The following is a 26,088-nucleotide window of genomic DNA, read 5'->3' as shown; positions in this document are numbered from 1 at the left end:
ACCCTGGCGCCATCACCGCTTCGACGTCACCGCTTCGACGTCACCGCTTCGCCGTCACCTCAACGCGCTTGCCACGCGCAATCTCATCGCCGGCATTCGGTGCGAGCCTGCGCGTGACGCCGATCGACGCAATCGAGCACAATCCGACGGTGACGAACGCAGGCCAGAAATCGGACCATTCGATTTGCGGGTGCCCATGCCACGCGCGCGTCAGTTGCACGACGATGCCGGCGATCGTTACGCCGAGCCCGAGCGACATCTGCTGGACCACGCTGCCGAGACTCGTCGCGCGCCCGACATCGCGGCTTTCGATCTCCGCGTAGGTCATCGAGTTGAGGCTCGTGAATTGCAGCGCCGGGAAAAAGCCGCCGAGCAGCACGACGACCCAGATCACCCACACCGGCGTGCCCGGAAAGAATGCGCCGCATGCGGCGATCGCGATGCCGGAAAACGCCGCGTTATACATCAGCACGGTGCGGAAGCCCCAGCGATGCAAGGTGCGCGACGCGAGCGTGCGCATAAAGAGCCCGCCGATTGCCGACGCACAGGTAATCAGCCCCGATTCGAACGCGCTCATGCCAAGCCCTTCCTGTAGCACGAGCGGCAACAAAAAGGGCACCGCGCCAAGGCCAATGCGAAACAGCGATCCGCCCATCACGCTAGCCTGAAACGTCGGCACGCGGAAAAAGCGCAGATCGAGCAGCGGCCGCTTTGCATAGCGTGCATAGACCACGTAGAGAACGAGCGCGACCGCGCCTGCAACGGTCATCGTCCACGCGGCCGAATCGGATATCAGCTCGCTGCCCACCAGCGCGAGCCCGAGCATAAACGCCGATGCGCCACCCGCGGACAGCACGAAGCCGATCCAGTCGAGCGGCCCCGGATGCGGCTCGCGCGTATTCGCAATGTGTTTGTTCGTCAGATAGATGCCGACGATGCCGACCGGGATGTTGATCAGGAAGATCAGCCGCCAGTGCAGATACGTGGTGATAAAGCCGCCGAGCAGCGGGCCCGCGGCCGGCCCAAGCAGCGACGTGAGGCTCAGATAGTTCATCGCGCGGATAAAGTCCGAGCGCTCGACGCTGCGAAAAATGATGATGCGGCCGACCGGCACCATCATTGCGCCACCGATGCCTTGCACGAAACGCGCGACGGTGAACACGCCGAGGGAGGTAGATGCCGCACAGGCAATCGAGCCCACGACGAAGATACCGATTGCGGTGCGAAACACCGTGCGTGCGCCGAAGCGATCGGCGAGCCAGCCGCACACCGGAATGAACACGCCCAGACCGAGCACGTAGCTCGTCACCGCGATTTTCAATGTGACCGGATCGCGGCCGAAGGTGCGTGCCATCTGCGGCAGCGCGGTGACGATGACGTTCGCGTCGACCGTCTCCATAAACATCGCGAACGCGACGATGATTGGAGCGATAAGACCTTTCTGGTCAGACGACGACATGAGCGGCGAACGCGACGATGCGAAGGAGAAGCCGCGATTATTGCATAGCCACACGTTTTTTTAAGCATATGCTGCGCGATTTTGTGTGCCGCCAGAAGAAATGGCGGCACGCTCCACGCCGCTTTGCCGTCCGTTTGATGCACGCTGCGTCAAGCGCGCGGCGGCACCTTCGCGAACAGCAGGTTCAAGCCTTCGCCGATCGTCGGGTGGCTCAGAATCGCATCGCGCACGGCCGTGTACGGCAGTTTGCCGAGCATCGCCATCTGCACGGCGGACACCACTTCGCCGGCCTGCGCGCCGAGCATCGTGAAGCCGAGAATCTCGTCGGAGTCCACGGCGACCAGCGCTTTCATGAAACCGTCCGTTTCCTGATTCGTCCGCGCGCGCGGCACCGCGGCCATCGGCAGCGTCGCGACGCGCACCTTGATGCCCTTCGCGGCAGCATCGGTTTCGTTCAGGCCGATCCGCGCGAGTTCCGGTTCGATGAAAAGCGCATACGGAATCACGCGGTCGTTCGTCGTGTACGTGCCACCGGCCAGGTTCGACTTCAGCACGCGGTAGTCGTCGAACGACGCGTGCGTGAACATCGGCGTGCCGGCCACTTCGCCGATCGCCCACGTGTTTGGCGCGGAAGTCGCGAGCCGTGCGTCGGTGACGATAAAGCCGCGCGCATCGAGTTTCACGCCGGCCTCTTCAAGGCCGATGCCACGCGTATTCGGCGTGCGGCCGGCGGCGACCAGAATATGCGTGCCGTCGAGCGCGCTGCCGTCGGCCAGCGCGATATGCACGTTGTGCCCTGAGCGGCCTTCAACCTTGACCGCGCGCGTATTGACGCGCACGTCGATGTCGTCCTTCTCGAGCGCCGCGGTGATGGCCGCCGCGACGTCCGGGTCCTCGCGCATCGCGACGCGCGGCGCTTCCTGCAACACGGTCACGCGGCTGCCGAGCCGGCGGAATGCCTGCGCCATTTCGAGGCCGATATAACCGCCGCCAAACACGATCAGATGCTCGGGCAGTGTCTCCAGTTCGAGTGCTTCGACGTGCGTGAGCGGTGCCGCGTCGCGCAGTCCGTCGATATCCGGAATCGCCGCGGTGGTGCCGGTGTTGATAAACGCATGCTCGCCTTCGACCACGCGGTGCTCGCCGTTCGCCAGCGTCACTTCGATCGTGCGCGGCGCAATGAAGCGGCCGTTGCCGATCATCAGGTCCATGCCCGAGGTCTTGAACGCGGTCAGATTGATGTCGACCATGCCGTCGACGACCGAACGCACGCGCCGATAAACGCGCTTCATGTCCACGCGGCCGGTTTGCGCGACTTGCGGCGTGGCGCCGAGTCTTTCCGCTTCGCGTGCCGCATGCATCAGCCGCGCGGTTTGAATCAGCGATTTGGTCGGAATGCACGCGACATTGATGCACGACCCGCCGATCATCCCGCGTTCGACCACCGCGACCCGCTTGCCGGCTTTGGCCAGTTCGACTGCGAGGGTCTTGCCGCCCTTGCCGCCGCCGAGAAACACATAGTCAAACCGTTCGACCGTTGCCATCGCTTCACCCTCCGTGATGTTTTCGTTGCGGGACGCGCCGTTGCGTCCGGCTTGTTACGAATCGTAGGTCACGGGTGGCGCGACAGATATGATCAATCGGCTCAACGCGATGCTCGGACGGTTCAAGTTGAAGCAGCGTGCGGCTCAATCGACGTTGCGGTCGCAACAATTACCGCGGGAGCCGCGGCGAGCGGCGAGCGGCGTGAACGAGCGAGTTTATTGCGCATCCGGCCGCGGGCGTCTGCTGTCTGCCGCGCGGCGCGGCGCTAACGGCTGGCGCTCGCCGGCCCGAGATCGTGGGCGGTGCCCGGCTTGAGCGTGTGATCGACGGGCGGGTTGCTGCCGGCAACGTCGATCTCATCATTAGCGGTGGTGACGATTTCGTGGCCGCCGCCATCATCGAGCAAGCCTTTCGCGAGTTCGATCGCCTGGCTCGTGAAGAGCCGCCGGTACAGCCCGTTTGCGCGTTCGATCAACTGGTCGTGCGAGCCTTCCTCGACCACGCGGCCCTGTTCGAGCACCAGCAGACGGTCCAGCGAGCGCACCGTCGAGAGCCGGTGCGCGACGACCAGCGTCGTGCGGCCCGCCATCAGCCGCTCCATCGATTGCTGGATCAGCACTTCGCTTTCGCTGTCGAGGCTCGATGTCGCTTCGTCGAAAATCAGCACCGGCGCATCGGCAAGAAACGCGCGCGCAATTGCGATACGTTGCCGCTCGCCGCCAGACAGCTTCACGCCGCGCTCGCCGACCAGCGTGTCGTACCCGTGCGGCAGCGCGGCGATAAATTCGTGCGCGCTCGCGAGCCGCGCCGCCTGCTCGATCTGCGCATGGGTCGCGCCGGGCCGCGCATACGCGATGTTTTCCGCGAGCGAACGGTGAAACAGCACCGGCTCCTGCTGGACGATCGCGATCTGCCGGCGCAGCGACGCCTGCTGTACCTGAGCGATATCCTGGCCGTCTATCGTGATGCGACCCGCGTCGAGGTCGTAGAGACGCTGGATCAGCTTGACGAACGTGGTCTTGCCCGAGCCCGAGTGACCGACCAGCCCGATCCGCTCACCGGGTGCGATGCGCACCGACAGATTCTGGTAAAGCGGCGTTTGCAGCGCGCCGTAGCGGAACGTGACGTGCTCGAAGCGGATGTCGCCGCGTTGAATGTCGATCGCGCGCGCGCCGGGCTGGTCTTCGATGCCTAACGATTCGTCCTCGAGCGCGACCAGTTCTTCCATATCGTTGACCGAGCGCTGCAAGTTGCGCACGTGCTGGCCAATGTCGCGCAGATAGCCTTGCAGCATGAAGAACGTCGTCAGCGCGAACGTGATGTCGCCGACGCTCGCCTTGTCGTGCGTCCAGAGCCATAGCGCGGTGCCGACGATGGCTGCCTGCATCATCACGAGCATCGTGCTTTGCGCGCCGCCGTTGGTGGTGCCGCGTGTCCATGTGCGCCGCGTGCGCTTTTGCCACTTCGCGATCACCCGCGCAAGCCGCGCTTCTTCGCGCTGCTCGGCACCGAACGCCTTGACCACCGCATTGCAGCTGACTGCGTCGGCAAGCGCGCCGCCGACGCGCGTGTCCCACATATTGGCGAGGCGGGCGGATGGCGCGACGTAGCGCAGCGACAGCGTGCCGGTCACCGCGATATAAAGCAGCGAACCCACGCCGACGATCACGCCCATCACGGGCCAGCGCGAGCTGAGCAGTGCGGTGGTGCCGATCAGCATCACGCACGACGGCATCAACGTAATGAGCAGCGTGTCGTTCAGCAGATCGAGCGCCCACATGCCGCGCGTAATCTTGCGCACCGTCGAGCCGGCGAAGCTGTTCGCGTGCCAGTCGGTCGAGAAGCGCTGCACACGATGAAAGCCGCTTGCGGCGATTTCGCTCATCATGTGCAGCGTCATCGAGATGATGTTGCGATAGACGCCCTGACGCAGCAGCATGCCGGTGAAACCGAGTGCGACCAGTGCGCCGAATGCCGACGATGCGGCGTCCCACGCATGCGCTTTCGCGGCTGCGTCGGCGGCGCCGCGCGACAGCGCATCGACGAGCCGTCCGGCGAACAGCGGCGTCATCACGTCGGCGAGCGCGCCGCACAGCGCGAGCGCCGCGATCACGGACACGCGCACCGGCTGCCTGAACCAATGTGCGAAAACGAAGGCCAGCACGCTGCGAAACGCCTGCGTGCCGCGATTGGATTGTTTATCAGCCATATGCCACAGCGCGCGCGGTTTGAAGGCCGCGCGGCTACCTCGTGAAAACCGGTGGTCGGTGTGCGTCGCGCGGGGCCACATGGGTGGCCCGCCGAATGTCGCACAGCGCCTGATCGATCGGGTTGTTTGGGGTTTGCTGTAATTCGCGCCCCGTCCACTTGAACATTCGTGCCACGGGGTCAGCGCCGGGAGGCCGTCTTGCGCGACCTTGCCGATTGGACTAAACGTGCATTGTACCGCCCGCGCCAGGCCGTTGCGCGCCGCGTCAATCGGTGTCGGTCGGCAGACCGAAGCGGCGCGCAACGCGAGTATCGCGCGACGTGCCCGCTTCGAAAAGACGGACTGCCTTCGTGCCGTATGAAGGGATTCTGCAAGATGAAGCTGAAAATGAATCGGCGAACGCGGCGCTGAATTGCGCTGAACGATGATCGATCGCGAGCGCGCCCACGCCACATCGTACGAAGAATTTGCATTCGGAGAATCGGCAAACGATACTGGGTGTCTCATACGTTTAGACGACGGCAACGCGTCGGCAATGCACGACGGCAATGCAGTTCCGCATTCTTGAAAGAGAGCGAGATGAGTCACGAAACGAGCGACAAAAGTCATGAGCGTCATCTAAGCCACGGCGAGCCTCACGGCGATGATCACGAACACGGCCACGACCACGAAGGCAGCGCGTTGTCCGAGATGGATCTGCGCGTGCGCGCGCTGGAGTCACTGCTCATCGAGAAAGGCTACGTCGACCCGCAAGCGCTCGACGTGCTGATCGATACTTACGAGCACCAGGTCGGGCCGCGCAACGGCGCACGGGTCGTCGCGCGCGCCTGGAGCGATGCCGATTACCGCGCGTGGCTGCTCGACGATGCGACTGCCGCGATTGCGTCGCTCGGTTATTCGGGCCGCGGCGGCGAACATATGGTCGTGCTGGAGAACACGCCGCGCGTGCACAACATGGTCGTCTGCACGCTGTGCTCGTGCTACCCGTGGCCGGTGCTCGGCTTGCCGCCGAGCTGGTATAAGTCGGCGCCGTACCGGTCGCGCGCGGTAATCGACCCGCGTGGGGTGCTGAAAGAATTTGGCTTCGAATTGCCCGATGATGTCGAGTTTCGCGTGTGGGACTCGACCTCCGAAATGCGCTATCTGGTGCTGCCGATGCGTCCGGAAGGCACGAGCGGCTGGAGCGAAGACGCGCTCGCCGCGCTGGTCACGCGCGACTCGATGATCGGCACCGGCTTGCTGCGCGCGCCGCACGCAAAACAAGGAGCTCGCTGATGAACGGCGCACAGGACATGGGCGGCATGCAGTCGTTCGGCCCGGTGCGGCCCGTAGCGGACGAACCGTTATTCCACGCGGACTGGGAGCCGCGTGTGCTGGCGCTGACGCTGGCGATGGGCGCGACCGGCACGTGGAACATCGACAGTTCGCGCGCCGCGCGCGAAAGCCTGCCGCCCGTGCAGTACTGGACCAGTACGTACTACCAGATCTGGTACGAAGGCTTATGCAAGCTGCTGATCGAACACGGCCTCGCTAGCGCGGACGAAATCCAGGCCGGCCATTCGATGCAAGCGGCTGCGCCGGTCAAGCGCGTGTTTCGGGCAGCGGAGGTGCCAGCAGCCTTGCTGAAAGGCTTTCCGTATGACAGACCGATGAACTATCCGGCGCGTTTCGTGGTCGGCGACGCGGTACGTGCCCGTCAACTGAACCCGGCCACGCACACCCGTTTGCCGCGCTATTGCCGTGGCAAACGCGGTGAAATCGTCGCGGTGCGCGGCGCGCATGTGTTTCCCGATGCACATGCGATCGGGCAGGGCGAACAGCCGCGTTGGCTTTATACAGTGCGCTTCGCGGCAACCGAACTGTGGGGCGACGATACGAGCGCGGCGTCGGTATGCGTCGATTGCTGGGAGCCGTATCTCGAACCTGCTGACCCGCATTGAACCAGGCCATCGAACCATGACGACATGCATGTCAAACGAGTCAAACGAATCGTCCGTGTTGCTCGCGCACTTGCCGGCGTTGCCACGCGACGGTGACGCGCCGGTGTTCGGCGCGCCATGGGAGGCTGCGGCGTTTGCGATGACGCTCGCGCTGCATCGGCGCGGTGTGTTTACGTGGGCGGAATGGGCGGCGACGCTGCATGAAGCGATTCGCGACGCGCAAGCAGAAGGCGACCCGGACCGCGGCGATACGTACTATCGCCACTGGCTGACCGCGCTCGAGCGGATTGCCGCGGCGAAAGGCTGCGTGACAAGCGAAGGTTTGCTGGAAAGACGCGACGCGTGGGATCGGGCGGCGCGCCGTACGCCGCACGGGCAGCCGATCGAGCTTTGAAGTGCGACATCAACGTATTGGCCGCGGTTTCGAGGATGCACCCCGCCGCGAAGTACCGCGACCAACACGCGTTTCGTGTGGCAGACGCCGCTACTGTTTGGGAACCGGAGTTCCCGAATGAATCTGCTGCGATGCCGGCGTCGCGCCGGCTTGGCCTGACGGTGCGGCCATCTGCGTGGCCGCGCGCATCACACCGCCTTGATACATCGCGACCACGTTGCCTTGCGCATCTTTTTCGACCGCTTCCCACGGCGCGTTTTGTCTGAAAGTACCGGTCAACGAGCCGCCGTCCGCATGATGAATGATCGCGTCGCCGTCGAGTTTCCCTTGCACAAACGTGCCGTACACCCAGTCTCCGGTCGGCCAGCGTTTTACACCTTTGCCGTCAGGCATGCCGTTGCGCAGACTGCCTTGATAGACGAATCCGTCGCCTAGCACCACTTGTCCCTGGATGTCCGGCGGATTCGGGTCGGCCGGGTTGATTGCCGCTGCCGAACTCGCGTTCGGCGCGGCGGCCTCGGGGTTCGCGGATGGATCGCTAGCGGCGGGCTGCGCGCTAACCGAATTGACGGTCACCGGTGTATTGCCGGGTGCGGGGTTGCTGTCGTCGGCCGATGCAGTGACCGGCACGATCAGCGAAATCGATGCGACGGCAATCGAAAGTGCGGCGAGCGGCGCCGGGGGGAGCCTCTTTGCGGACAGCACGGTGGGTCTCCTTTGAAGTCATGTTGCTTGAGGTAGAAGCCGTGTCAGCGAACAAAACTAGCCGGTCTGTGTTTCGATGACAATAACCTGTTACACCAATGTGTGCGTTTGAACACAGACACGGGCCACTTCATAAGAAGAACGCGTGCGGGTGAACGGCATCATCATTTGATATGCGTTGAGCTCGTCCGATGAAACGCGCGCACGGGCTTGTGCCCGTGCCGCGCGATTGCACGGCTCAGGCCAGCACGCCCCACAACACCAGCGTCAACACCAGTCCTACCACCGAGACGATGGTCTGCAAAATCGACCAGACGAATACGGTTTGTTTGAGCTGGAGTCCGAAGTACTCGCGCACCATCCAGAAGCCGGCATCGTTGACGTGACAGAAGAACACCGAGCCCGCGCCGATCGCGAGCGCAAGCAGCGAATTGTGCGTAGCCGGCAAACCGGCGACAACCGGCGCGACGATGCCGGCGGTCGTGGTGGTTGCGACAGTCGCGGAGCCGGTCGCCTGGCGCAGCGCGACGGCGATCAGCCATGCGAGCACGATGAGCGGCAGATGCGCGCCAACTGCGATCTTGCCGATCGTCGTGCTGATGCCCGCGACCACGAGCGTCTGCTTCAGGCCGCCGCCCGCGCCGATGGTCAGCAGCAGTGCGGCGATCGGCGGCAGGCTTTTGCGCAGAATGCCGCCGACCCGCTCGCGTGGCATGCCGCGCGACCAGCCAAGCGCGACGATCGCGAAGAGCACGGTCAGGCCGAGCGCGACGAGTGGCTCACCGAGAAAGTCGAGTGTGTCGAACACGAGTGTTTTCGGTTCGAGCAGCAGCTTGGCGACGGTGCGGCCGAGCATCAGCACGACCGGCAGCAGAATCGTAATGAGCGAGATCGCAAAGCCGGGAAGTTCCGTGGGGGCGGTTTCGGAGCGGAACAGCTTGCCCATCTCTTCGGGCTCGGTAATTTGCATGCGTTTTGAAAGCATGCCGCCGTAAATCGGCCCCGCGAGAATTACCGCGGGAATCGCGACGATCAGACCGAGCCCAAGCGTAATGCCGAGATCCGCATGCAGCGCGCTGACGGCGATCAGCGGGCCCGGGTGCGGCGGCAGCAGCGCATGTAACGTGGTCATGCCGGCAAGCGCGGGAATCGCGATGCGCAGGATCGGTTGCCGCGAGCGGCGGGCCATCACGAAGATGATCGGCACCATCATCACGAGGCCTACTTCGAAGAACAGCGGCAAGCCGATGATGATCGCAACGAGCGCCATCATCCATGGCAAGCGGCGCGGCGTCGCATGGTCGAGGATTGTGGTGACGAGGCGGTCGGCCGCGCCGGAGTCCGCCATCAGTGCACCGAGCATCGCGCCGAGCGCGATGATGATGCCGACATCGCCGAGCAGCGCGCCGGCACCTTTGCTGAATGCGCTCGCTACCGCTTCAAGCGGCAGATTCGCGGTAAAGCCGGCAGCGAATGTGCCGATCAGAATCGACAGGAACGGCGCGATTTTCAGCGCACTAATGAAAACGATGATCAGCGCGAGGCCGAGTGCGCACGCAAGAATCAGGCGCGTGTCGTGAGATGACCAGGGGGTCAAGGTGGTTGTAAGGTGCACTGCGTCTCCGGGGGCGTAAGAAAGAGGCCGGGGCAGTGCCGATGTGCTACGCGAGAGGCCGCCCGTCGGTCAGCGGCGATTGTAGCGGTTGCTGCAGTGTAGAGGCATTGAAGCTGACAGCGTGTTGTCGCCGGGTGGTGGCGTGATCGAAGCGCAAGCGGATGCGCATCGATCACGCGAAGTCAGGCTGCGATCAGCCTGCGATTCGATGTGCGGACAACGTTTCGATCGCCTGGCACAGCGCCGAATGATCGAGGTCGCCGAAGCCGAGCGCGACGCACGCGTTCATCAGTTGCTGCATCGCGCCGGTGTGCGGCAGCGATACGCCGAGCGCTTTCGCGCCTTCGTTTGCGAGGCCGATGTCTTTCTGATGCAGGTTAATGCGAAAGCCTGGGTTGAACGTGCGCTTGACCATCCGTTCGCCGTGCACTTCGAGCACACGCGACGATGCAAAGCCGCCCATTAGCGCTTCGCGCACCTTCGCCGGGTCCGCGCCGGCCTTCGATGCGAACAGCAGCGCTTCGGCAACCGCCTGAATATTCAGCGCGACGATGATCTGGTTCGCGACCTTCGCGGTCTGACCGTCGCCGTTATTGCCGACCAGCGTGATGTTCTTGCCCATCAGTTCGAACATCGGCTTGATCTTGTCGAACACCGGCTGCGGGCCGCCGATCATGATCGTCAGCGTGGCGGCTTTGGCGCCGACCTCGCCGCCCGAAACCGGCGCGTCGAGATAGTCGCTGCCGAGATCGTTGATGCGCTTCGCGAAGCCTTTGGTCGCGATCGGCGAGATCGAGCTCATGTCGACCACGGTCTTGCCTTTGCCGAGCGTCGACGCGACACCGTTCTCGCCGAACAGCACGGCTTCGACGTGCGGCGTGTCGGGCACCATCAGGAACACGATGTCGGCTTCACGCGCGACTTCGGCGGGCGTCGCGCAGGCCTTGCCGCCTTGCTTGACGAGTTCGTCGGGTACGCCGGAACGGCTGTGCAGGAATAGCGTGTGACCGCCTTTGATCAGATTGGCCGCCATTGGCGTGCCCATGATGCCGAGTCCAATAAAGCCAGCTTTTGCCATGGTGTCCTCTTGACTGGTTGTGTTGCGGGTTATGCGATGGTACCCGGAGTCGGGAAGCGGGGCTGGGGGAATGCGATTCGGGTAATGAAGGGATGCTTTCGGTTTTTATTGTTCAGGTTGCATGGGACCTGACATCTGGTTTCGGGTGGACTTCGATCGAACTGCTTGAGCGCATCGTTTACGATACGCCCCGCAATGCGCACGCTGACATCTGTTCCGCACTGACTGGCGTCGTACTGTGCGCGCAGGTTGCTATAGATCCCAATAGTTAAAAATGCGGTAATTATGTATTTTTGGCGAATTGGCGTAAGTAAATTATTCCATTTATGCACTGCAGATTCAAGGTCGGATATTGCAAGGCGTGTGCATATCGAGCGCGACAATTCGCGTTAAATATTTTGAAATGAAGTTGACACCTTGCCGGCCACCCAATTAATCTACTTCGCGTCGTAAGCAAACGGTTACCAAATCGAACGCTTATGTTAAGGTTGGCTGCGGGCCGGCGCAGCAGGGCTATTCCGGCTGCAAGCGGACCTGCGTCGCCGCGTTTCGAACATTTTCCGTATCCGCTGCAAGCTCCTGAATCGAGTGAGCGGGCCGAATACCGCATTCGCCACTTCTATTGCTTTTATTTTTCACACACCTATTGCGTGTGATGGATTTGTTTTGCCTTGTGTTTTGTGTAACCCAAAAGAACGTAATCAAAAATGTGCGGATTTTTATCTAAAAAGGACAAATAATGCCTACGCCTTTTCAATTGAAGACGCTATGCCTGATGCTGGCCGGTACGCTGGCGTTAGCCGCTTGTGGGGGGGAAGACCAGACGGGGCTTTCTTCGAGCAGGTCGTCGCAGCAAACCGGTGGCGCCGCGGCGTCTCAGCCTGCCGCGCTGGCCCCGCCGACCGCGCAGGTCGCGGCCGATAAAACCATCAACAAAACCGTGAAGCCGGTTGAATTGCCCAATACGGTCAAGCCGATCAATTACAAGCTCTGGTTCCGGCCGAATCCGGACCTGTCTACCTTCGATGGACGGGCGGACGTCGAACTGGAGATCACGAAGAACGTCAACCAGATCGAGATTGCCGGACACCGCATTAACTTCGCGAATGGCAAAACCGTACTCCAGCCGGGCAACATTGAACTGATCCCGACGCCCGAGGATACCGGCGATTTTTATCAGCTGCGCCCGGCGAGCGGCCATATCGCGGCAGGCAAGTACTCGCTGCATATGGAGTGGACCGGCATCATCAACTTCAAGACCTACGACGACCCGGCAAACCAAACCGGCGGCAGCTGCGGCGACGACAAGTACCCCGGCTGCTCGGCGGCCGAAGGCGTGTTCCGCGTCGACCTGAAATCGACCGACGGCACGACCAGCGGCGCGATTCTCACGCAAGGCGAAAGCAACCTTGCGCGGCAATGGTTCCCGGGCTGGGATGAACCCGCGTTCCGTCCGACGTACGAAGTGCAGGCGGAAGTGCCGCAGAACTGGCGCGTGGTATCGAATGGAGCGGAACTGCCGCCCGTCACTGTGGATAGCGGCTATAAGCGTGTGTCATTCGAAAAGACGCCGCCGATGCCGTCGTATCTGCTGTTCTTCGGCGGCGGCATGTTCGACACGCTCGAAGACGACTTCGTGAGCCCGCTGAAGGACCACAAGAGCATGCACCTGCGCATCTTCACGCCGCCTGGCATGCGCGACTGGGCCGTGCCGGCGATGCAGCAGACCAAGCAGGCGCTTGACTACTACTACCGCTACACGGGTATCGCGCTACCGTTGACCAAGTTCGACACCGTTGCCGCGAACGACGCGTTCAAGGCGCAGAAGGACCTGAACTTCGGTGGCATGGAAAACTGGGGGGCCATTCTCGAGTTTGCCGACGATATCCTTCCGGCTCCGGGCACGCCAATGTCCGACTACGGCATGAAAGTGCTCACGCACGAAGCCGCACACCAGTGGTTCGGCGATCTGGTGACGCTCGACTGGTGGGATGACATCTGGTTGAATGAATCGTTTGCCCGATACTTCGAGAACAAGACGAAGATCCTGTTCTTCCCCGATCGCTTCAAGCTGACGAGCGAAGTTCTCAGCAAGCACAGTGTGATGACCAGGGATCTGCGCAACGATGCATACCCGATCCAGCCGAATTTCAACGACTGGGCGTCGAACGACTTTGTGGTCCGGGCGAGCGCGTTCACGTATAACAAGGGCGGCTTTGTGCTCAGGACGATCGAGAACTATCTGGGCGACAGCGTGATGCGCAAGGGCCTGCAGTCGTATCTGACCGACTACTCGTTCGGCAATGTCACGCCGAAGCGGTTGTGGAAGGAGCTATCGAAGGCAAGCGGCGAACCGATGGAGGCGATTGGTGACAGCTATGTGCGTCAGACTGGCGTACCGCTGGTGACGCTCGACACGCAGTGCGATCTGACGACCGGCCAGACCATCGTCACGTTGAAGCAAGCTCCCTATCCGAACCAGAACAAGTATCCCGGCATTCAATGGACCGTGCCGGTAACGCTTGCGTATGGTGACGGCCTTATCCGGCGCAAGGCAGTGGCCCTGAAAGATACGCAGATGCAAGTGCGGCTGAACGGCTGTTCCGCCGTGCTCGCAAATCCGACCGGGCTCGACTATTACGTAGTCAACTATGGCGACAATGCATGGAGCCAACTGCTCACGCAGAGCACCACAATCGCGTCTGATCCTGCACTCCTGACCAATCTGCAGCAGGACGCCGCGCGCCTCGTTGCCTCGGGCCTCGCGAATGCGTCGCGATCGACTACGATCAAGTCTCTGACGCCATCGAATCCGATTGCGCTGCGCCAGATGATTGCACAGCCGGACCTCGACACCGAGCGGCCCGTGCTGCACTACCAGGGCAAGTTTAGCGGGCGTGCTGCCGCAACTGAGTAACGATATCGCGTAGTCTGAAACGTCCCGGCTTGTAGCCTTCAAGGTCGGGACGTTTTTTATGCCGTTAGAACGATAAACAGCTGGCGCAGAGGCGACCGCGCAGGTACGCGAAGCATCCGCGCAGCACAAGTTCGCCAAGCCCAGGTGCTCATAAACCACGATGGCATCCGCGTGTCCGCCGGATTCAGCAAACCCCATCGCGGTCTACAAGCCCACACTTACTGGTCATTCCCCTTGATCAGATCCGCGGCAACAGGCGCAAGAAATCCGAACAACGCATTCCCACCCGCAGCCTGTCCAGTAAACGCCGTGAAATAGAGCTCCGCAGCCGGCGCACCTGCCGCATCCAGATTAGCCGGCGATGTATTTCCCGGCGCGATACCACGCAACCCCGGAATCACCAGCGTCTTCCCGCTGCCATCCTTCATGAGGCCATCAAACTTCCCGGTGACCATATCGAACGCTGCGACGACCCCACCCGACTGCCCATTCTGATCCCCCGACTGAGCGACGAGCAGGTCATGACTGAACGCGCCAAAATCCAGCGGCGCCAGCGCAACCCCATAAGGCGCATTCATAAACTCGCCATGCTCCAGACGCGCGAGCAAAATGCCCGCCGAAGAAAACACATCGACATAACCCAACCCAGGACCCGCCACCGGACTCGTGCTTCGGCGATCCGGATGATACGCATACGTCACAACCAGATCGTTGCCGATGGCCTGAATGTTGTACGGCGAATAACCGGCCGGTAGACGCTCATCCTGGAACGCCGCGTTATCGGCATAGAAGTGATTGCTGTCGAAGCGCAACGGCCCGGCATCGCCTTGCGGCAATCTCACCGCGCGAAACGTCGAATCGAAGACATCGATACCGTTGCGACCGAAATTCGCCGCATACAGAAAGCGCTTGCCATTCAGAAACGCGCTGGCCATGCCGGTATAGATCGAGCCCGGCTGACCGGTCGCGACAATTTCCGCGTGGTTCGAGGCCGGCGTCGGGCCTGTCACCGCGCCGACCGCCGGATTCCATCCGGCAATTGCGCCGTCCAGTGTGCAGAACAGGAATATCGACGGTTTGCCCTGTACCAGGAAGTCCGTCGGACTATTGTTGTCGATCGTGCCCGTCGGCGTTCCTGTCGCCGCCGCGCCCGATTGCGAAGCGCGCGCCGCCGGAATCGTCACGACCAGCGCATTCTTTGTACCGTCGCCGATGTACAGCGTGCTAACGCCCGTCTGCGAATCCGACACCCACCATTCCGAACTGGACAATCGCGACATACCCATCGGACCGCCAAGCTGCGTATCGACAGAATTTGCCGCGCCCGCATTGTTCGACACCAGGTTCGCTTGCGTATAGCTTTGCGCCCACGCACTTCCTGTCCACATCGACACACACACCGATACCGCGCTTAAGAGCTTTACCTTCGCTTTCATTTGTCACTCCGCGTTTGGGGGGATTCAAGGAACGAAGCTGAACGATGTGCGCCGCGGTGGCAGCCAATGCCTTCGCACGCGCACGCAGCGTGTGGTTGTTCTGAAAGACTCGTTATTCTCGAGACGGCGTCGACCTATGAACATGCTTAGGAAACCATTGCATTCACATGTCGATCATCCGGGAAACCGTCGCGTATTTGAGCAAACGCCGGCGGACGAAATCCTTTCGGCCCCGAAGAGGCAGTCATTCTTTGCGAAAGACTCATCGGAGATGTGAGCTTTTACGCAAGCGTCATTTGAATGCTTTTTTTGATTTTGTCCGATAAGGACGCGCGGAGTGCGAATATCGGCTTAACGGGTTGCGCGATGCATTTTGTAAGGATTTAGGCGCACCGACGATCCTGAGACAGTACGGTTACTGACAAACGCGGATTGCGTATTAACGACCGTTTGAAGTCGAACTTGAATTTCTTTGAAGCGGTTTGACGAATAACATTTGCAGAATCGATTGAATGTCATTGAATTTACGCAAAAATCTGGCCCCGCAAATCGTGTCGAAATGTGAATTCCCTCCTGCAAACCATGCGTGTCGCATAGTTTGTTGTTTGCTCACATCGGCTTTACCCATTTTGACACTCGTCATAAATCATTTCTGTTAGATTACGCCCGCTTTCATATCGTCAAATGAATAAGAATGAACGGGTATGTATACCGGCTTGTATTGAGCCGATTCCGGGGAATGCCGGGCGCTGTCGACATAACTGTCACGGCAACCGGCAAACAGAATCAGAGTGAAACGGCAGGCGTCGTGAAGACCACACGGCGCAAGACCGCTGCGGACTGCGGATGTCGCGCGCTGACCGCCACGCGATCGGTCGCACGGCAACGAACGCCACAGTAGCTCCGCGCAATGAAGAACGACACTTCCGGTCGGATCGCCCGACCCGGCGGGCGCACGCGCGTGGCGAATGCGAATTCCGCGGCGTCTGCATCGCAGCCGAAACGACTCCAACTGGCCCGCCTTTGCGGCGTGCTCTTCGCCGCATCATGCGCGCACATCGCGCACGCGCAAGTGCCGGACACGCTCGGCGAGCAGGAGCAGCGTCGCCGTGCGCAGGAGCAGGCGATCGAGCGCGAACGCACGCTGCAGGCGCCCAACGTCGAACTGCAACCCACCGCACGTGCAGAAATCGACGACGGCAAAGTGCCTGCCGAAACGCCGTGTTTCAACATCGATGAATTGACGCTGGAAGTCCCATCTGGCCTGAGCGAAATCGTGAAGGCCGCGGGCGCACGCGCACTGTCGCCGAACCCGCTGTTCCCAGGTGAACTGACGTTCGCCAGCGACTACCTGCAACGCTATCGCGGTCAATGCGTCGGGCGTGAAGGACTCAACCTGATCGTCCATCGCGTGATGGCGCGCATCATTGAGCGGGGTTACTCGACCACACGCGTGGTGATCCCATCGCAGGACCTGTCGACGGGCAGGCTAAAGCTTGAACTGATTCCCGGTGTGATCAGCGATATCCGCTTTGCCGACGCGTCGACATACGGTACATGGCGCAACGCGTTTCCGACACGCGCGGGCGATCTGCTGAATCTGCGCAATCTCGAGCAGGGCCTCGAGCAGATGAAGCGCGTGCCGAATCAGGACGTCGATATGCAGATCGTGCCGGGCCCATCGACCGGAGAAAGCGACGTCGTGATCGCCGTCAAGCGGCAAAAACCGTGGTCGCTCGCGCTGGGCGTCGACGACAGCGGGCTTAAGTCGACCGGCCAGTTGCAGGGCAACGTGAGTCTGACCATCGACAATCCGCTCGGTTTATCCGACCTGTTGAACATCGGCTACAACCACGACCTCAATGGCCATACAAACCGCTACGGCACGCACGGCAGCAGCGCGTACTACTCGATTCCGTGGGGAAACTGGACGTTCACCGCGACGGCCAGCCAGTACGACTATCACCAGCAGATCGCGGGCGCGTTCTCGACACTCGTGTCAAGCGGCAACTCGGAAACCTTCGACGTCAAGACCGAGTACCAGTTCTTCCGCAATCAGGTGCAGAAGAACATGCTCGAATTCCGCGTCGGCAAGCGCTACAGCGAAGCGTTTATCGACGGCACGGAAATCGGCGTCCAGCACCGCGACAACACGTACGCGGAAATCGGCTGGGAACACAAGCATTACTTCGGCGCCGCGCAATTCGACAGCACGATCGCGTATCGCTGGGGCGTGCCGTGGTTCGGCGCGCAGCCCGACTTGCCGGGCGTGGCCCAAGGCGCGCCGACGTCCTACTACCAGATGGAAACGCTCGACGCGACGTTGAGCGTGCCGTTCGCAATCGCCGGTTTTCCATTCCGCTATACGGGCACCGTGCGCGCGCAGAACACGCCGGACGTCCTGTTTCCCACCGAGTACATCTCGATCGGCAGCCGCTACACGGTTCGTGGCTTCGACGGCAACACGATGCTGGCCGCCGAGAAAGGCGTGTTTATGCGCAACGACCTCGAGATGCCGATTTCGCGTTTGGGGCTGGCGTTGTATGTCGGCATCGACGCCGGTGAAGTCTTCGGTCCGTCAGCGACCAACCTGCTTGGCCGGCGTCTCGCCGGCGCGGTGGTCGGCGTGCGCGGCGGCGCATTCCAGCACGTCAGTTACGACGTCTTTATTGGCGGTCCGTTGTACCAGCCCGCCGGTTTCCCGAACCACTGGCCAGTGGCGGGCTTCAGCGTGAGTTTCCTGCTATGAACAAGAATACCTATCGCGTCATTTTCAATGCGGCTCGTGGCTTGTGGACGGCGGTGCAAGAAACCGCCACAGCCAACAGTCGGGGCCGCGCGGTTAGCACCGCGCGCGGGACGGCCATTCCCGTTGCGCGCTGGGGCCTGGTCGACATGTTGTCGATGCGGCATATCGCGTTCGCTGCGTTGTGTGTACTCGGCATGCAACCGATGCAGGTCGACGCACAAGTCGTGGCGGCACCGGGTAGCGGCAGCAAACCGATTGTCGGTGTAACGGCGAACGGATTGCCGATTGTCCAGATCGCGACGCCAAATTCGGCAGGCGTGTCAAACAACGGGTATACGCAGTACAACGTGAGCCCGCAAGGCCTGATCCTGAATAATTCCCAAGGGAACGCGCTCACGCAGCAAGCCGGTTACGTGGCCGGCAACCCGAATCTCGCGGCCGGTAGTGCGCGCGTGATCGTCAACCAGGTGGTAGGCGGAAGCCCGAGCCAGTTGCTCGGGTTTACCGAAGTGGCCGGCCAGCGAGCCGAAGTGGTAATCGCAAATCCGGCTGGCATCTACTGCAATGGTTGCGGCTTCATCAATACGAGCCGCGGCGTTTTGACGACGGGTACGCCGGTGTTCGGCGGAACCGGTAGCCTGGATGCGTTTCACGTGACGGGCGGTCAGATCCAGATCGGCGCGGCGGGCCTGAACGGCAGCAATGTCGACCAGGTTGACCTGATCGCTCGCAGTGTCGCGATCAACGGCAAGGTGTGGGCTGGGCAGTCGCTGAATGTGGTGGCGGGCAACAATGACGTTCGTCATGACGATTTGAGCGCGCAATCGCTTGGGGCGGATGGCAGCAGCCCGGGTGTCGCGATCGACGTCGCGCAGTTGGGCGGCATGTACGCCGGCAAGATCCGGCTTGTGGGTACCGAGACAGGCGTTGGTGTAAATAGCGCCGGCACCCTTGCGTCGCAAGCAGGCGACGTTCAGCTTAGCAGCCAGGGCAAGGTGACCTTGTCGGGCACCACGAGCGCAACCGGCAACGTGACGATCGCGGGTTCCGGCGACGTGTCGAACAGTGGCTCCGTCTACGCGACGCAGGACACCACGCTCAGCAGCCAAGGCCAGATCACAAACAGCGGCACCGTCGCGGCGCTTGGCAATGTAACGATCACGGGCGCAAGCGTGAATTCGACGGGCGCGCTCGGCGCGGGCGTCGATGCGAACGGCAACATCGCCGGGTCCGGCAGTCTCGCGGTAGCGGGCTCTGGATCGGTCAGCACGACAGGTCAGCAGATAGCGGGCGGCAATCTCGCGATGTCGGGCAGCAGCCTGAACATGGCAGCCGCGCAGACGCTGACCAAAGGCAATGTATCGCTGACCGCGACGGGCGCCGCTGGCGACACCGGCAACATCGTGCATACAGGCGGCGCGCTGCAGGCCGGCGGCAGTCTTACTGTCAACGCGGCTGGTGCGTTTTCAAACGACCAGGGCCAGGTGAGCGCCGCGCAACTGAATGTGACGGCGGGCAGCGTCTCCAATCGTGGCGGCACGTTGTCGCAGACAGGAGCGGGCGACATGAGCGTTGCCGCATCGGGCGCTGTCGACAATACCGCGGGCACAGTCACAACGAACGCGCAGAACGTCGCGATCCGGTCCGCCAGTCTGACCAATGCGAACGGCAAGATCATCCAGGCCGGCAACGGTTCGTTCAACGTCCAGACGGGCGTGTTCGACAACAGCCGCGGCACCATGTCCACGAATAGTGCGGTGACGGTGGCGAGTGCCAGCCTCAAAAACAATGCTGGTGCGATCACGTCCGCGAGGTCGATCAACGTTGTGTCTGTCGGCGATATCGACAATAGCGCGGGGCAACTCGAAGCAGCTGGCGCGGTCAACGTGTCGGCGGCGAATGTGCAGAACGCAGCGGGGCGCATCGTGTCGGAGAATGCCGACGGTCTGACGCTGTCGGCGAGCGGCCAGGTCACGAACGCGGCGGGCACCACCGCACAGGCGGCGACGGGTGGCGTGATCGGCGGTAACGGCAACGCGACGATCAAAGCGGCGTCGTTGACGAACAGCGGGACTGTCACCGCTGCGCAGAATCTTTCCGTGACGGCGTCGGGCACACTCGACAACAGCAGCGGCACGCTGAGCGGTGCCACGCTCGCGGCCAGTGCGGCGTCGCTCAGGAACGCGAATGGGGCTATCAGCGCCAATACCGTTTCGATGACCGTGCCGCAGTTCGACAACAGCGGCGGGCAGATCACGGCCAATCAGCTCACCGTGAACGCGTCGAATCTGACCAACCAGCACGGCAAGTTGACGCAGCTCGGAACGGGTGCAATCGGGCTGGGCGTCAGCGGGACGCTCGACAATTCGAATGGCGGCGTGATCCAGACTAACAGCACGAACCTGACGCTCGCGCCAGCTGTGCTGAACAACAATGGCGGCGCGATCACGCATGCGGGCACCGGCACGTTGACGATCGATGCCGCTGACGGCTCCGGCGCAGTCACAAACGTGGGCGGCTCGATCGTCAGTAACGGAGAGACTGCGTTGTCCGCGGGGAGTGTCGATAACTCTGGCGGTACGATCGGCGGTCAGACTGGACTGGTCGCGAACATCGCAGGTGCGTTGAACAACACGCGCGGTCAACTGGCATCGAACGGCGATATGAGCCTTTCCAATGGCGGTGTAGTGACCAACACTAGCGGCACGATTGCGGCGGCCGGCGATGCATCGGTACAGGCCGCGTCGCTTGTGAACGGCGGCACGGTGAGTGCGGGAAAGAAACTTGACACGACTGTCACGGGGGCGCTCGACAACAGCGGCGGCACGCTCAGCGCGCAAACCGTGACAACCCGTTCCGCTTCACTCAAGAATGCAGGCGGAACGGTTAGCGGCAACACCGTATCGGTAACGGCTGCGCAACTCGACAACAGCAATGGCCGGATCATCGCCGATCGGCTTGCGGTGACTGCGGCGAACCTGACCAACGCGCGCGGGTCGCTGACCCAGCTCGGCTCCGGCGCGGTGAGTCTCGACGTCAGCAACACGCTCGACAACTCGAATGGCGGCGTGATCCAGACGAACAGCACGGACCTGAGTCTCGCATCCGCGTCGATCAACAACAACGGCGGCACGATCACCCATGCCGGCACCGGTACGTTGACGATCAGTCCGGGCAATGGAGCGGGATCGCTCACCAACGTGGGTGGACGCATCGTAAGCAACGGACAGGCGTCGGTGCGGGTCGGCAGCCTCAACAACACGGGCGGTACGCTTGCTGCGCAGGGCGCGCTGTCCGCGATTGCTCAGGCGGTGTTGAACAACACAGGCGGGCGGCTGTCGTCCGGTACCGCGTTGACGCTTTCAAGCAGCGGCGCATTGCTCAATGCAGGCGGTGTGATCGGCGCGGGCGGGGCGGTCACCGGCAGCACGCTGAACCTGACGGCCGCGTCGATCGACAACTCGGGCGGCTCGATCACCAACGTCGGAACCGGCGCGACGACGGTTAGCGGCGGCAGCCAGATCGTCAACAGCAATGCGGGCGGCGTGTCGGGCATGGGCTCGATCAGCGGCAATGGCAATGTCACGGTGACCGCGTCATCGGTATCGAACACGCAGGGCGGGCAACTGAGCGGCGCGAACCTGCAGATCAATGCGGGCAATCTGGACAACAGCGGCGGCGCAATCGGCAACGTGGCGAACACAGCAGGCGATGTCGGTATTACAACCGGCACGCTGCGGGTAACGAACGGCCAGATGAATGCGTCGCGCAATCTGTCGGTGTCGGCGAACACGCTGGTGGGCGGCGGCCGGTACAGTGCGGTCAACGACCTCACGCTGAACCTGCAAGGGAGCTTCGCGACCGACCCGAACTACAGCTTTACTGCCGGCCACAACCTCACGTTCACGTTGCCGGGCACGTTTAGCAACGCGGGGGGATTCGTCGCGGTGAACGGCCTGACCGTCAACGCGGGCGACATCACGAACTCCGGTACGCTCGCGGCGGGTGGTCTGCTCAGCACGCGTTCGAATACGCTGACCAACACGGGGACGATTGTCGGCGGCAGCGTGTCGCTGAGTGCCGCACAAACCTTGTCGAATCTCGGCACGAGCGCGCTGATCGGCGCGACCGATAGCGCGGGCAAGCTTGAACTGCTGTCAGCGGATATCGAGAACCGCGACGACACGACCGCCACCGACGCGCCGGCGATGACCGCGATCTATGGTCTCGGCCAGGTGGTCCTCGCGGGCGGCAAGGACGCGAACGGGAATTACATCAACGCGAATCTGGTCCGCAACCAGTCTGGCCTGATCCAGTCGGGCGGCGATATGCAGATTGCCGCGAATCAGGTGACCAACACGCGGCGTGCGATGGCGACGTCGGGCTTCACGTCATCGATCGATCCGAACCTGTTGGAGAGTCTCGGCATCAGCCTGCATGGTTGTGTTGCCGTGCATATGGAGGCCTGTAGCGGTCAGAACGTCGGCTGGCTCAACGGCGGCGATCCGACGATGATAGGCGGCGCGTACACCGAACCGCCGCACGGCGGCCAGTGGAACAGCGGGTACCAATACACGACTTACGACGGTGTGGCGGTTGCCAATACGGTGACGACCGTCAGCCCCGAATCGCAGATTATCGCTGGCCGCAACATGAACCTGGGGACGGTCGGCCTGTTCCAGAACTACTGGAGCCAGGTCACTGCGGCCGGCAACATCGCGTTGCCGGTCGTGCTCGACCAGAACAGCTGGCAAGGCCAGAGCGCGCCGCAGGTGCAGGTCACGTACTCGGGCCAGTATCACTACAACAACTACGACAACAGCGAGCATAACTGGCAGTTGCCGTTCGGCGATGCGCCGTTTATCGGCAACCATCCGGGTGGGTATTCGCAAGCCGCGCCGGCCGACATTCGCACGTACGCACTGCCCGCGTATGAATCTTCGCTTACCGCAAGCGGGACGATAAGCGGCAACGGCGTGACGATCAACAACACGGCCGGCAACGCGTCGGTAACCCCGCTCGGACTGCCGCCAGGTCAAAGCGTGTCGGGCACCGGCGCGGGTGCCGTGAGCGGGACCATCAGCGCGGTTGGCGGCGTGACTGCGGGAACGGCCGCGGTGCAAGGCGGCCATATCGCGAGCAGCAGTCTTGCGAACTTCAACAATCCGGTTATCGCAGCCGCGACGGCTGTGTCGGTGCTGAGCAATATCACGTTGCCGCGTGGCGGGCTGTTCAGCGTCAATAGCGCGCCGAATGCGCCGTACCTCGTCGAGACGAACCCGGCGTTCACGAGCCAGCAGCAGTGGCTGTCGAGCGACTACTACTTCCAGCAGATGGGCATGAACCCCGGGCAGATCCAGTTGCGCCTGGGCGACGGGTTCTACGAGCAGAAGCTCGTGCAAGACCAGATCATGTCGATGACCGGGAAGTCCGTGCTGACGAATTACGCGAATGCACAGGATGAGTACAAGGCGCTGATGACCTCCGGTGCCCAGCTCGCGCAGTCGCTCAATCTCGCGCCGGGTACGGGGCTTTCCGCGGAACAGGTCGCGCAGTTGACCAGCAACGTCGTGATCATGCAGAGCGAGGTGATCGATGGTCAGACGGTGCTGGTGCCGGTCGTCTATCTGGCGCAGGCGAGCCAGCAGAATATGGGCAACGGGCCGGTGATCGCGGCGACGAACATCGATCTGCAGAACGCGAAGACGGTGACTAACAGCGGCACGATCATCGCGACGAACAGCTTTTCGATCGGTGCGCAGAGTATCGATAGTTCGTTTGGTACGTTGCAGGCTGGCGGACCGATGACGCTGGTGTCGGCGGGGGATATCAACCTGACGTCGGCGACGTTGAATGCCGGCACGCTCGCGTTGCAGACAGGCGGGGATCTGATTCTGGATACGGCGGTGAAGACGCTTAGCCAGGTTAGTGATACCGGAGCGACGCGTGTGACGACGACGCTAGGGCCGACGGCCAGCATCAACGTGACAGGCAATGCGGTGATCGTGACGGGCGGCGACCTTGAGCAGCACGCGGGCAATCTGAATGTGGGCGGCGCGCTCGGGATGAGCATCGGCGGGGACTGGAATCTCGGGGTGCAGCAGACCGGTGAGCACAAGGTCGTTGAACGTGCGAACGGTGTGTCCGATACCGATATGAACCAGGTGACCGGCAGTTCGGTGAAGGTCGGCGGGCTGTCGAATATCGCGATTAACGGTGACCTGACGGCGGCCGGCGCGGATATCAATCTGGGTCAGGGCGGCACGATTGCGGCGAAGGGGAATGTCACGCTCGGCACGGCGAGCGCGACGTCCACCATCAACAGCAGCAGCGCAGGCGACGAAGGCACGCGCAGCTATGCGGAGACACTGCACAGGTCGGATCAGACGCTGACCGGCACGATGCTGGAGAGCGGCGATACGCTGAATCTCGTTTCGGGTAAAGACATCACGCTTAGCGGTAGCGGCATCAGTCTCGATAAGGGCAGTGCGAATCTGGTGGCGACCGGCAACGTGACGATCGGCGCGGCGACCGAAACGCACGAGTTCAATGCGCACGAAACGCACAGCCACAGCGAGATTGTGAGCGGCACGAAGGTGTCGAGCAGCACCGATCAGACGATGACGCTGAATCAGGGCAGCATGGTTTCGGCCGATAGCGTCAAGATCGTCAGCGGCAACGATATCAACGTGATCGGCAGCAATATCGTCGGCACCAACGACGTGACGCTGAAGGCAGCGCATGACGTGACCATCACGACGTCGCAGGATACGCAAAGCACGCAGACCGACTACAGCAAGAAGGAATGGGGCTTCCTGTCAGGGCTGACCGCGTTGAACCAGCTGGACGGCGGGCTACAGGGTTACAGCATCGGTGTGCGCAAGACGACCGACGCGCAGCAGATTACTCAGGTAACCAACAACAGCAGCATGATCGGTTCGGTGAACGGCAATCTGACCGTGGTGGCCGGTAACGATCTGCATGCGACGGACGCGGTTCTGTATGCGGCGAATGATATGGGGCTGGCCGGCAGGACGGTGACGATCGACTCGGCGATCAACACGTTCAGCCAGAGCGAGCAGCAGTCGTTTAGTCAGACTGCGATTACTGCGGGTATTAGCAACCCGGTGATTGCTGCTGCGATGACCGCGAACCAGATGCGGCAGGATGTGAAACACACCAATGGTGACGCGCGGCTGGATGCGCTTGCGGCGGCGACGACCGGGCTGGCGGTGAAGAATGCGATTGATGCGGTCGCGGCGAATCCGTCGGCTGTGGGTGGCATCGGCATTAGTGTGTCGCTCGGCACGAGTCATAGCAATAGCAATTCGAACGCGACATCGAGCACCGCAGTTGGCAGTTCGGTCACTGCCGGGCATAACCTGACGATTGCGGCCGCGGGTGGGGGAGCCGACAGCGATATCAACGTGATCGGCAGCACTCTGTCGGCGGGCAATAACACGACGCTGATTGCTGCGGGCGATATCAACCTTCATGCGGCGCAAAACACCGATAGCGTGTCGAGCACGAATAGCGGGTCGAGCGCAAGTGTCGGCGTGACGTTCGGCGTTGGACAGCAGAACGGTTTTTCGTTCCAGCTGGGTGTGTCGGGCACCAAGGGTAACGGTAATGGCAGCGACACGACGTGGACGAACACGCATGTTTCGGCGGGGAACACGCTGACATTGCAGTCGGGTGGCGATACGAACCTGATCGGCGCGGTGGCCGATGCACAGCACGTGGTCGCGAATGTGGGTGGAGACCTGAACATCGCAAGCCTGCAGGACGTGAGCCACTATGACTCGAAGCAGGTGAGCGGCGGGGTGTCGATCAGTGTCTGTGTGCCGCCGATCTGCTATGGCGCCGGGTCGAGCGCGGCGGCGAACTTCAGCCAGGAGAAGATGAACAGCGACTACGCGAGCGTGACGGAGCAGTCGGGCATTCACGCTGGCGATGGTGGCTTCCAGATCAATGTGAAGGGCAACACGGATCTGAAGGGCGCGGTGATCTCGAGCAGCGACCAGGCGATCCTGGACGGTCT

At 62.1% G+C, this 26,088-nt stretch carries 13 protein-coding genes; 6 read left to right on the top strand and 7 right to left on the bottom strand.

Annotated elements, in window-relative coordinates; translation table 11 throughout:
• Positions 1-40: 40 nt before the first annotated feature.
• The 3 genes from BX592_RS27895 to BX592_RS27885 form a co-directional block, all read right to left on the bottom strand.
• Positions 41-1,459 (bottom strand): MFS transporter, encoded by a 1,419-nt coding sequence (locus tag BX592_RS27895; RefSeq protein WP_243849761.1) that lies wholly within the window; start codon positions 1,457-1,459, stop codon positions 41-43.
• 149 nt (positions 1,460-1,608) lie between these two features.
• Positions 1,609-3,003 (bottom strand): FAD-dependent oxidoreductase, encoded by a 1,395-nt coding sequence (locus tag BX592_RS27890; protein ID WP_134196522.1) that lies wholly within the window; start codon positions 3,001-3,003, stop codon positions 1,609-1,611.
• Between the two features lie 266 nt (positions 3,004-3,269).
• The gene (locus BX592_RS27885; protein ID WP_134196521.1) at positions 3,270-5,213 is read right to left on the bottom strand and encodes an ABC transporter ATP-binding protein; all 1,944 of its coding nucleotides are present in this window, start codon (positions 5,211-5,213) and stop codon (positions 3,270-3,272) included.
• A gap of 579 nt (positions 5,214-5,792) precedes the next feature.
• Between BX592_RS27885 and nthA the strand changes: the two genes are divergently transcribed.
• Genes nthA through BX592_RS27870 form a run of 3 tightly spaced genes read left to right on the top strand, consistent with a single transcriptional unit; the run spans position 5,793 to position 7,547 of the window.
• The gene (gene nthA, locus BX592_RS27880; protein ID WP_134196520.1) at positions 5,793-6,488 is read left to right on the top strand and encodes a nitrile hydratase subunit alpha; all 696 of its coding nucleotides are present in this window, start codon (positions 5,793-5,795) and stop codon (positions 6,486-6,488) included.
• Entirely contained in the window at positions 6,488-7,153 is a 666-nt protein-coding gene (gene nthB, locus BX592_RS27875) for a nitrile hydratase subunit beta (RefSeq protein ID WP_134196519.1), read from the top strand. Before nthA ends, nthB begins: the two co-directional genes overlap by 1 nt.
• Before the next feature lie 28 nt (positions 7,154-7,181).
• Positions 7,182-7,547, top strand: coding sequence for a nitrile hydratase accessory protein (locus BX592_RS27870; RefSeq protein ID WP_134196518.1), 366 nt, complete (start codon positions 7,182-7,184; stop codon positions 7,545-7,547).
• Between the two features lie 90 nt (positions 7,548-7,637).
• Here BX592_RS27870 and BX592_RS27865 read toward each other — a convergent pair whose 3' ends face one another.
• The 3 genes from BX592_RS27865 to BX592_RS27855 all read right to left on the bottom strand — a co-directional run bounded on the left by BX592_RS27865 (position 7,638) and on the right by BX592_RS27855 (position 10,945).
• Complete coding sequence (locus tag BX592_RS27865; RefSeq protein ID WP_134196517.1) at positions 7,638-8,252, bottom strand: MORN repeat-containing protein; 615 nt, start codon at positions 8,250-8,252, stop codon at positions 7,638-7,640.
• Between the two features lie 238 nt (positions 8,253-8,490).
• Positions 8,491-9,867 carry a GntT/GntP/DsdX family permease gene (locus BX592_RS27860; protein WP_134196516.1) on the bottom strand — a complete coding sequence of 459 codons (1,377 nt, stop codon included), beginning with the start codon at positions 9,865-9,867 and terminating at the stop codon, positions 8,491-8,493.
• Between the two features lie 193 nt (positions 9,868-10,060).
• Entirely contained in the window at positions 10,061-10,945 is an 885-nt protein-coding gene (locus BX592_RS27855) for a 2-hydroxy-3-oxopropionate reductase (protein ID WP_134196515.1), read from the bottom strand.
• A 739-nt stretch (positions 10,946-11,684) separates the two neighbouring features.
• On the opposite strand from BX592_RS27855, the gene BX592_RS27850 reads away from it, so the two are divergent.
• On the top strand, positions 11,685-13,862 hold the full coding sequence (locus BX592_RS27850) for a M1 family metallopeptidase (RefSeq protein ID WP_134196514.1): 2,178 nt from the start codon (positions 11,685-11,687) through the stop codon (positions 13,860-13,862).
• A 218-nt stretch (positions 13,863-14,080) separates the two neighbouring features.
• On the opposite strand, the gene BX592_RS27845 is transcribed toward BX592_RS27850, so the two are convergent.
• On the bottom strand, positions 14,081-15,298 hold the full coding sequence (locus tag BX592_RS27845) for a TIGR03118 family protein (RefSeq protein ID WP_134196513.1): 1,218 nt from the start codon (positions 15,296-15,298) through the stop codon (positions 14,081-14,083).
• A 910-nt stretch (positions 15,299-16,208) separates the two neighbouring features.
• On the opposite strand from BX592_RS27845, the gene BX592_RS27840 reads away from it, so the two are divergent.
• Both BX592_RS27840 and BX592_RS27835 read left to right on the top strand, forming a co-directional pair.
• The gene (locus BX592_RS27840; protein ID WP_134196512.1) at positions 16,209-18,047 is read left to right on the top strand and encodes a ShlB/FhaC/HecB family hemolysin secretion/activation protein; all 1,839 of its coding nucleotides are present in this window, start codon (positions 16,209-16,211) and stop codon (positions 18,045-18,047) included.
• Positions 18,044-26,088 (top strand): two-partner secretion domain-containing protein (locus tag BX592_RS27835; protein ID WP_134196511.1); only part of this gene is annotated, 8,045 nt, incomplete at its 3' end. The genes BX592_RS27840 and BX592_RS27835, both read left to right, overlap by 4 nt.

The organism is Paraburkholderia rhizosphaerae, from assembly GCF_004366595.1.
Taxonomy (GTDB): Bacteria; Pseudomonadota; Gammaproteobacteria; order Burkholderiales; family Burkholderiaceae; genus Paraburkholderia; species Paraburkholderia rhizosphaerae.
The sequence above is the reverse complement of the archived record's forward strand: the minus strand, read 5'-3'. Positions and strand labels throughout refer to the sequence as shown.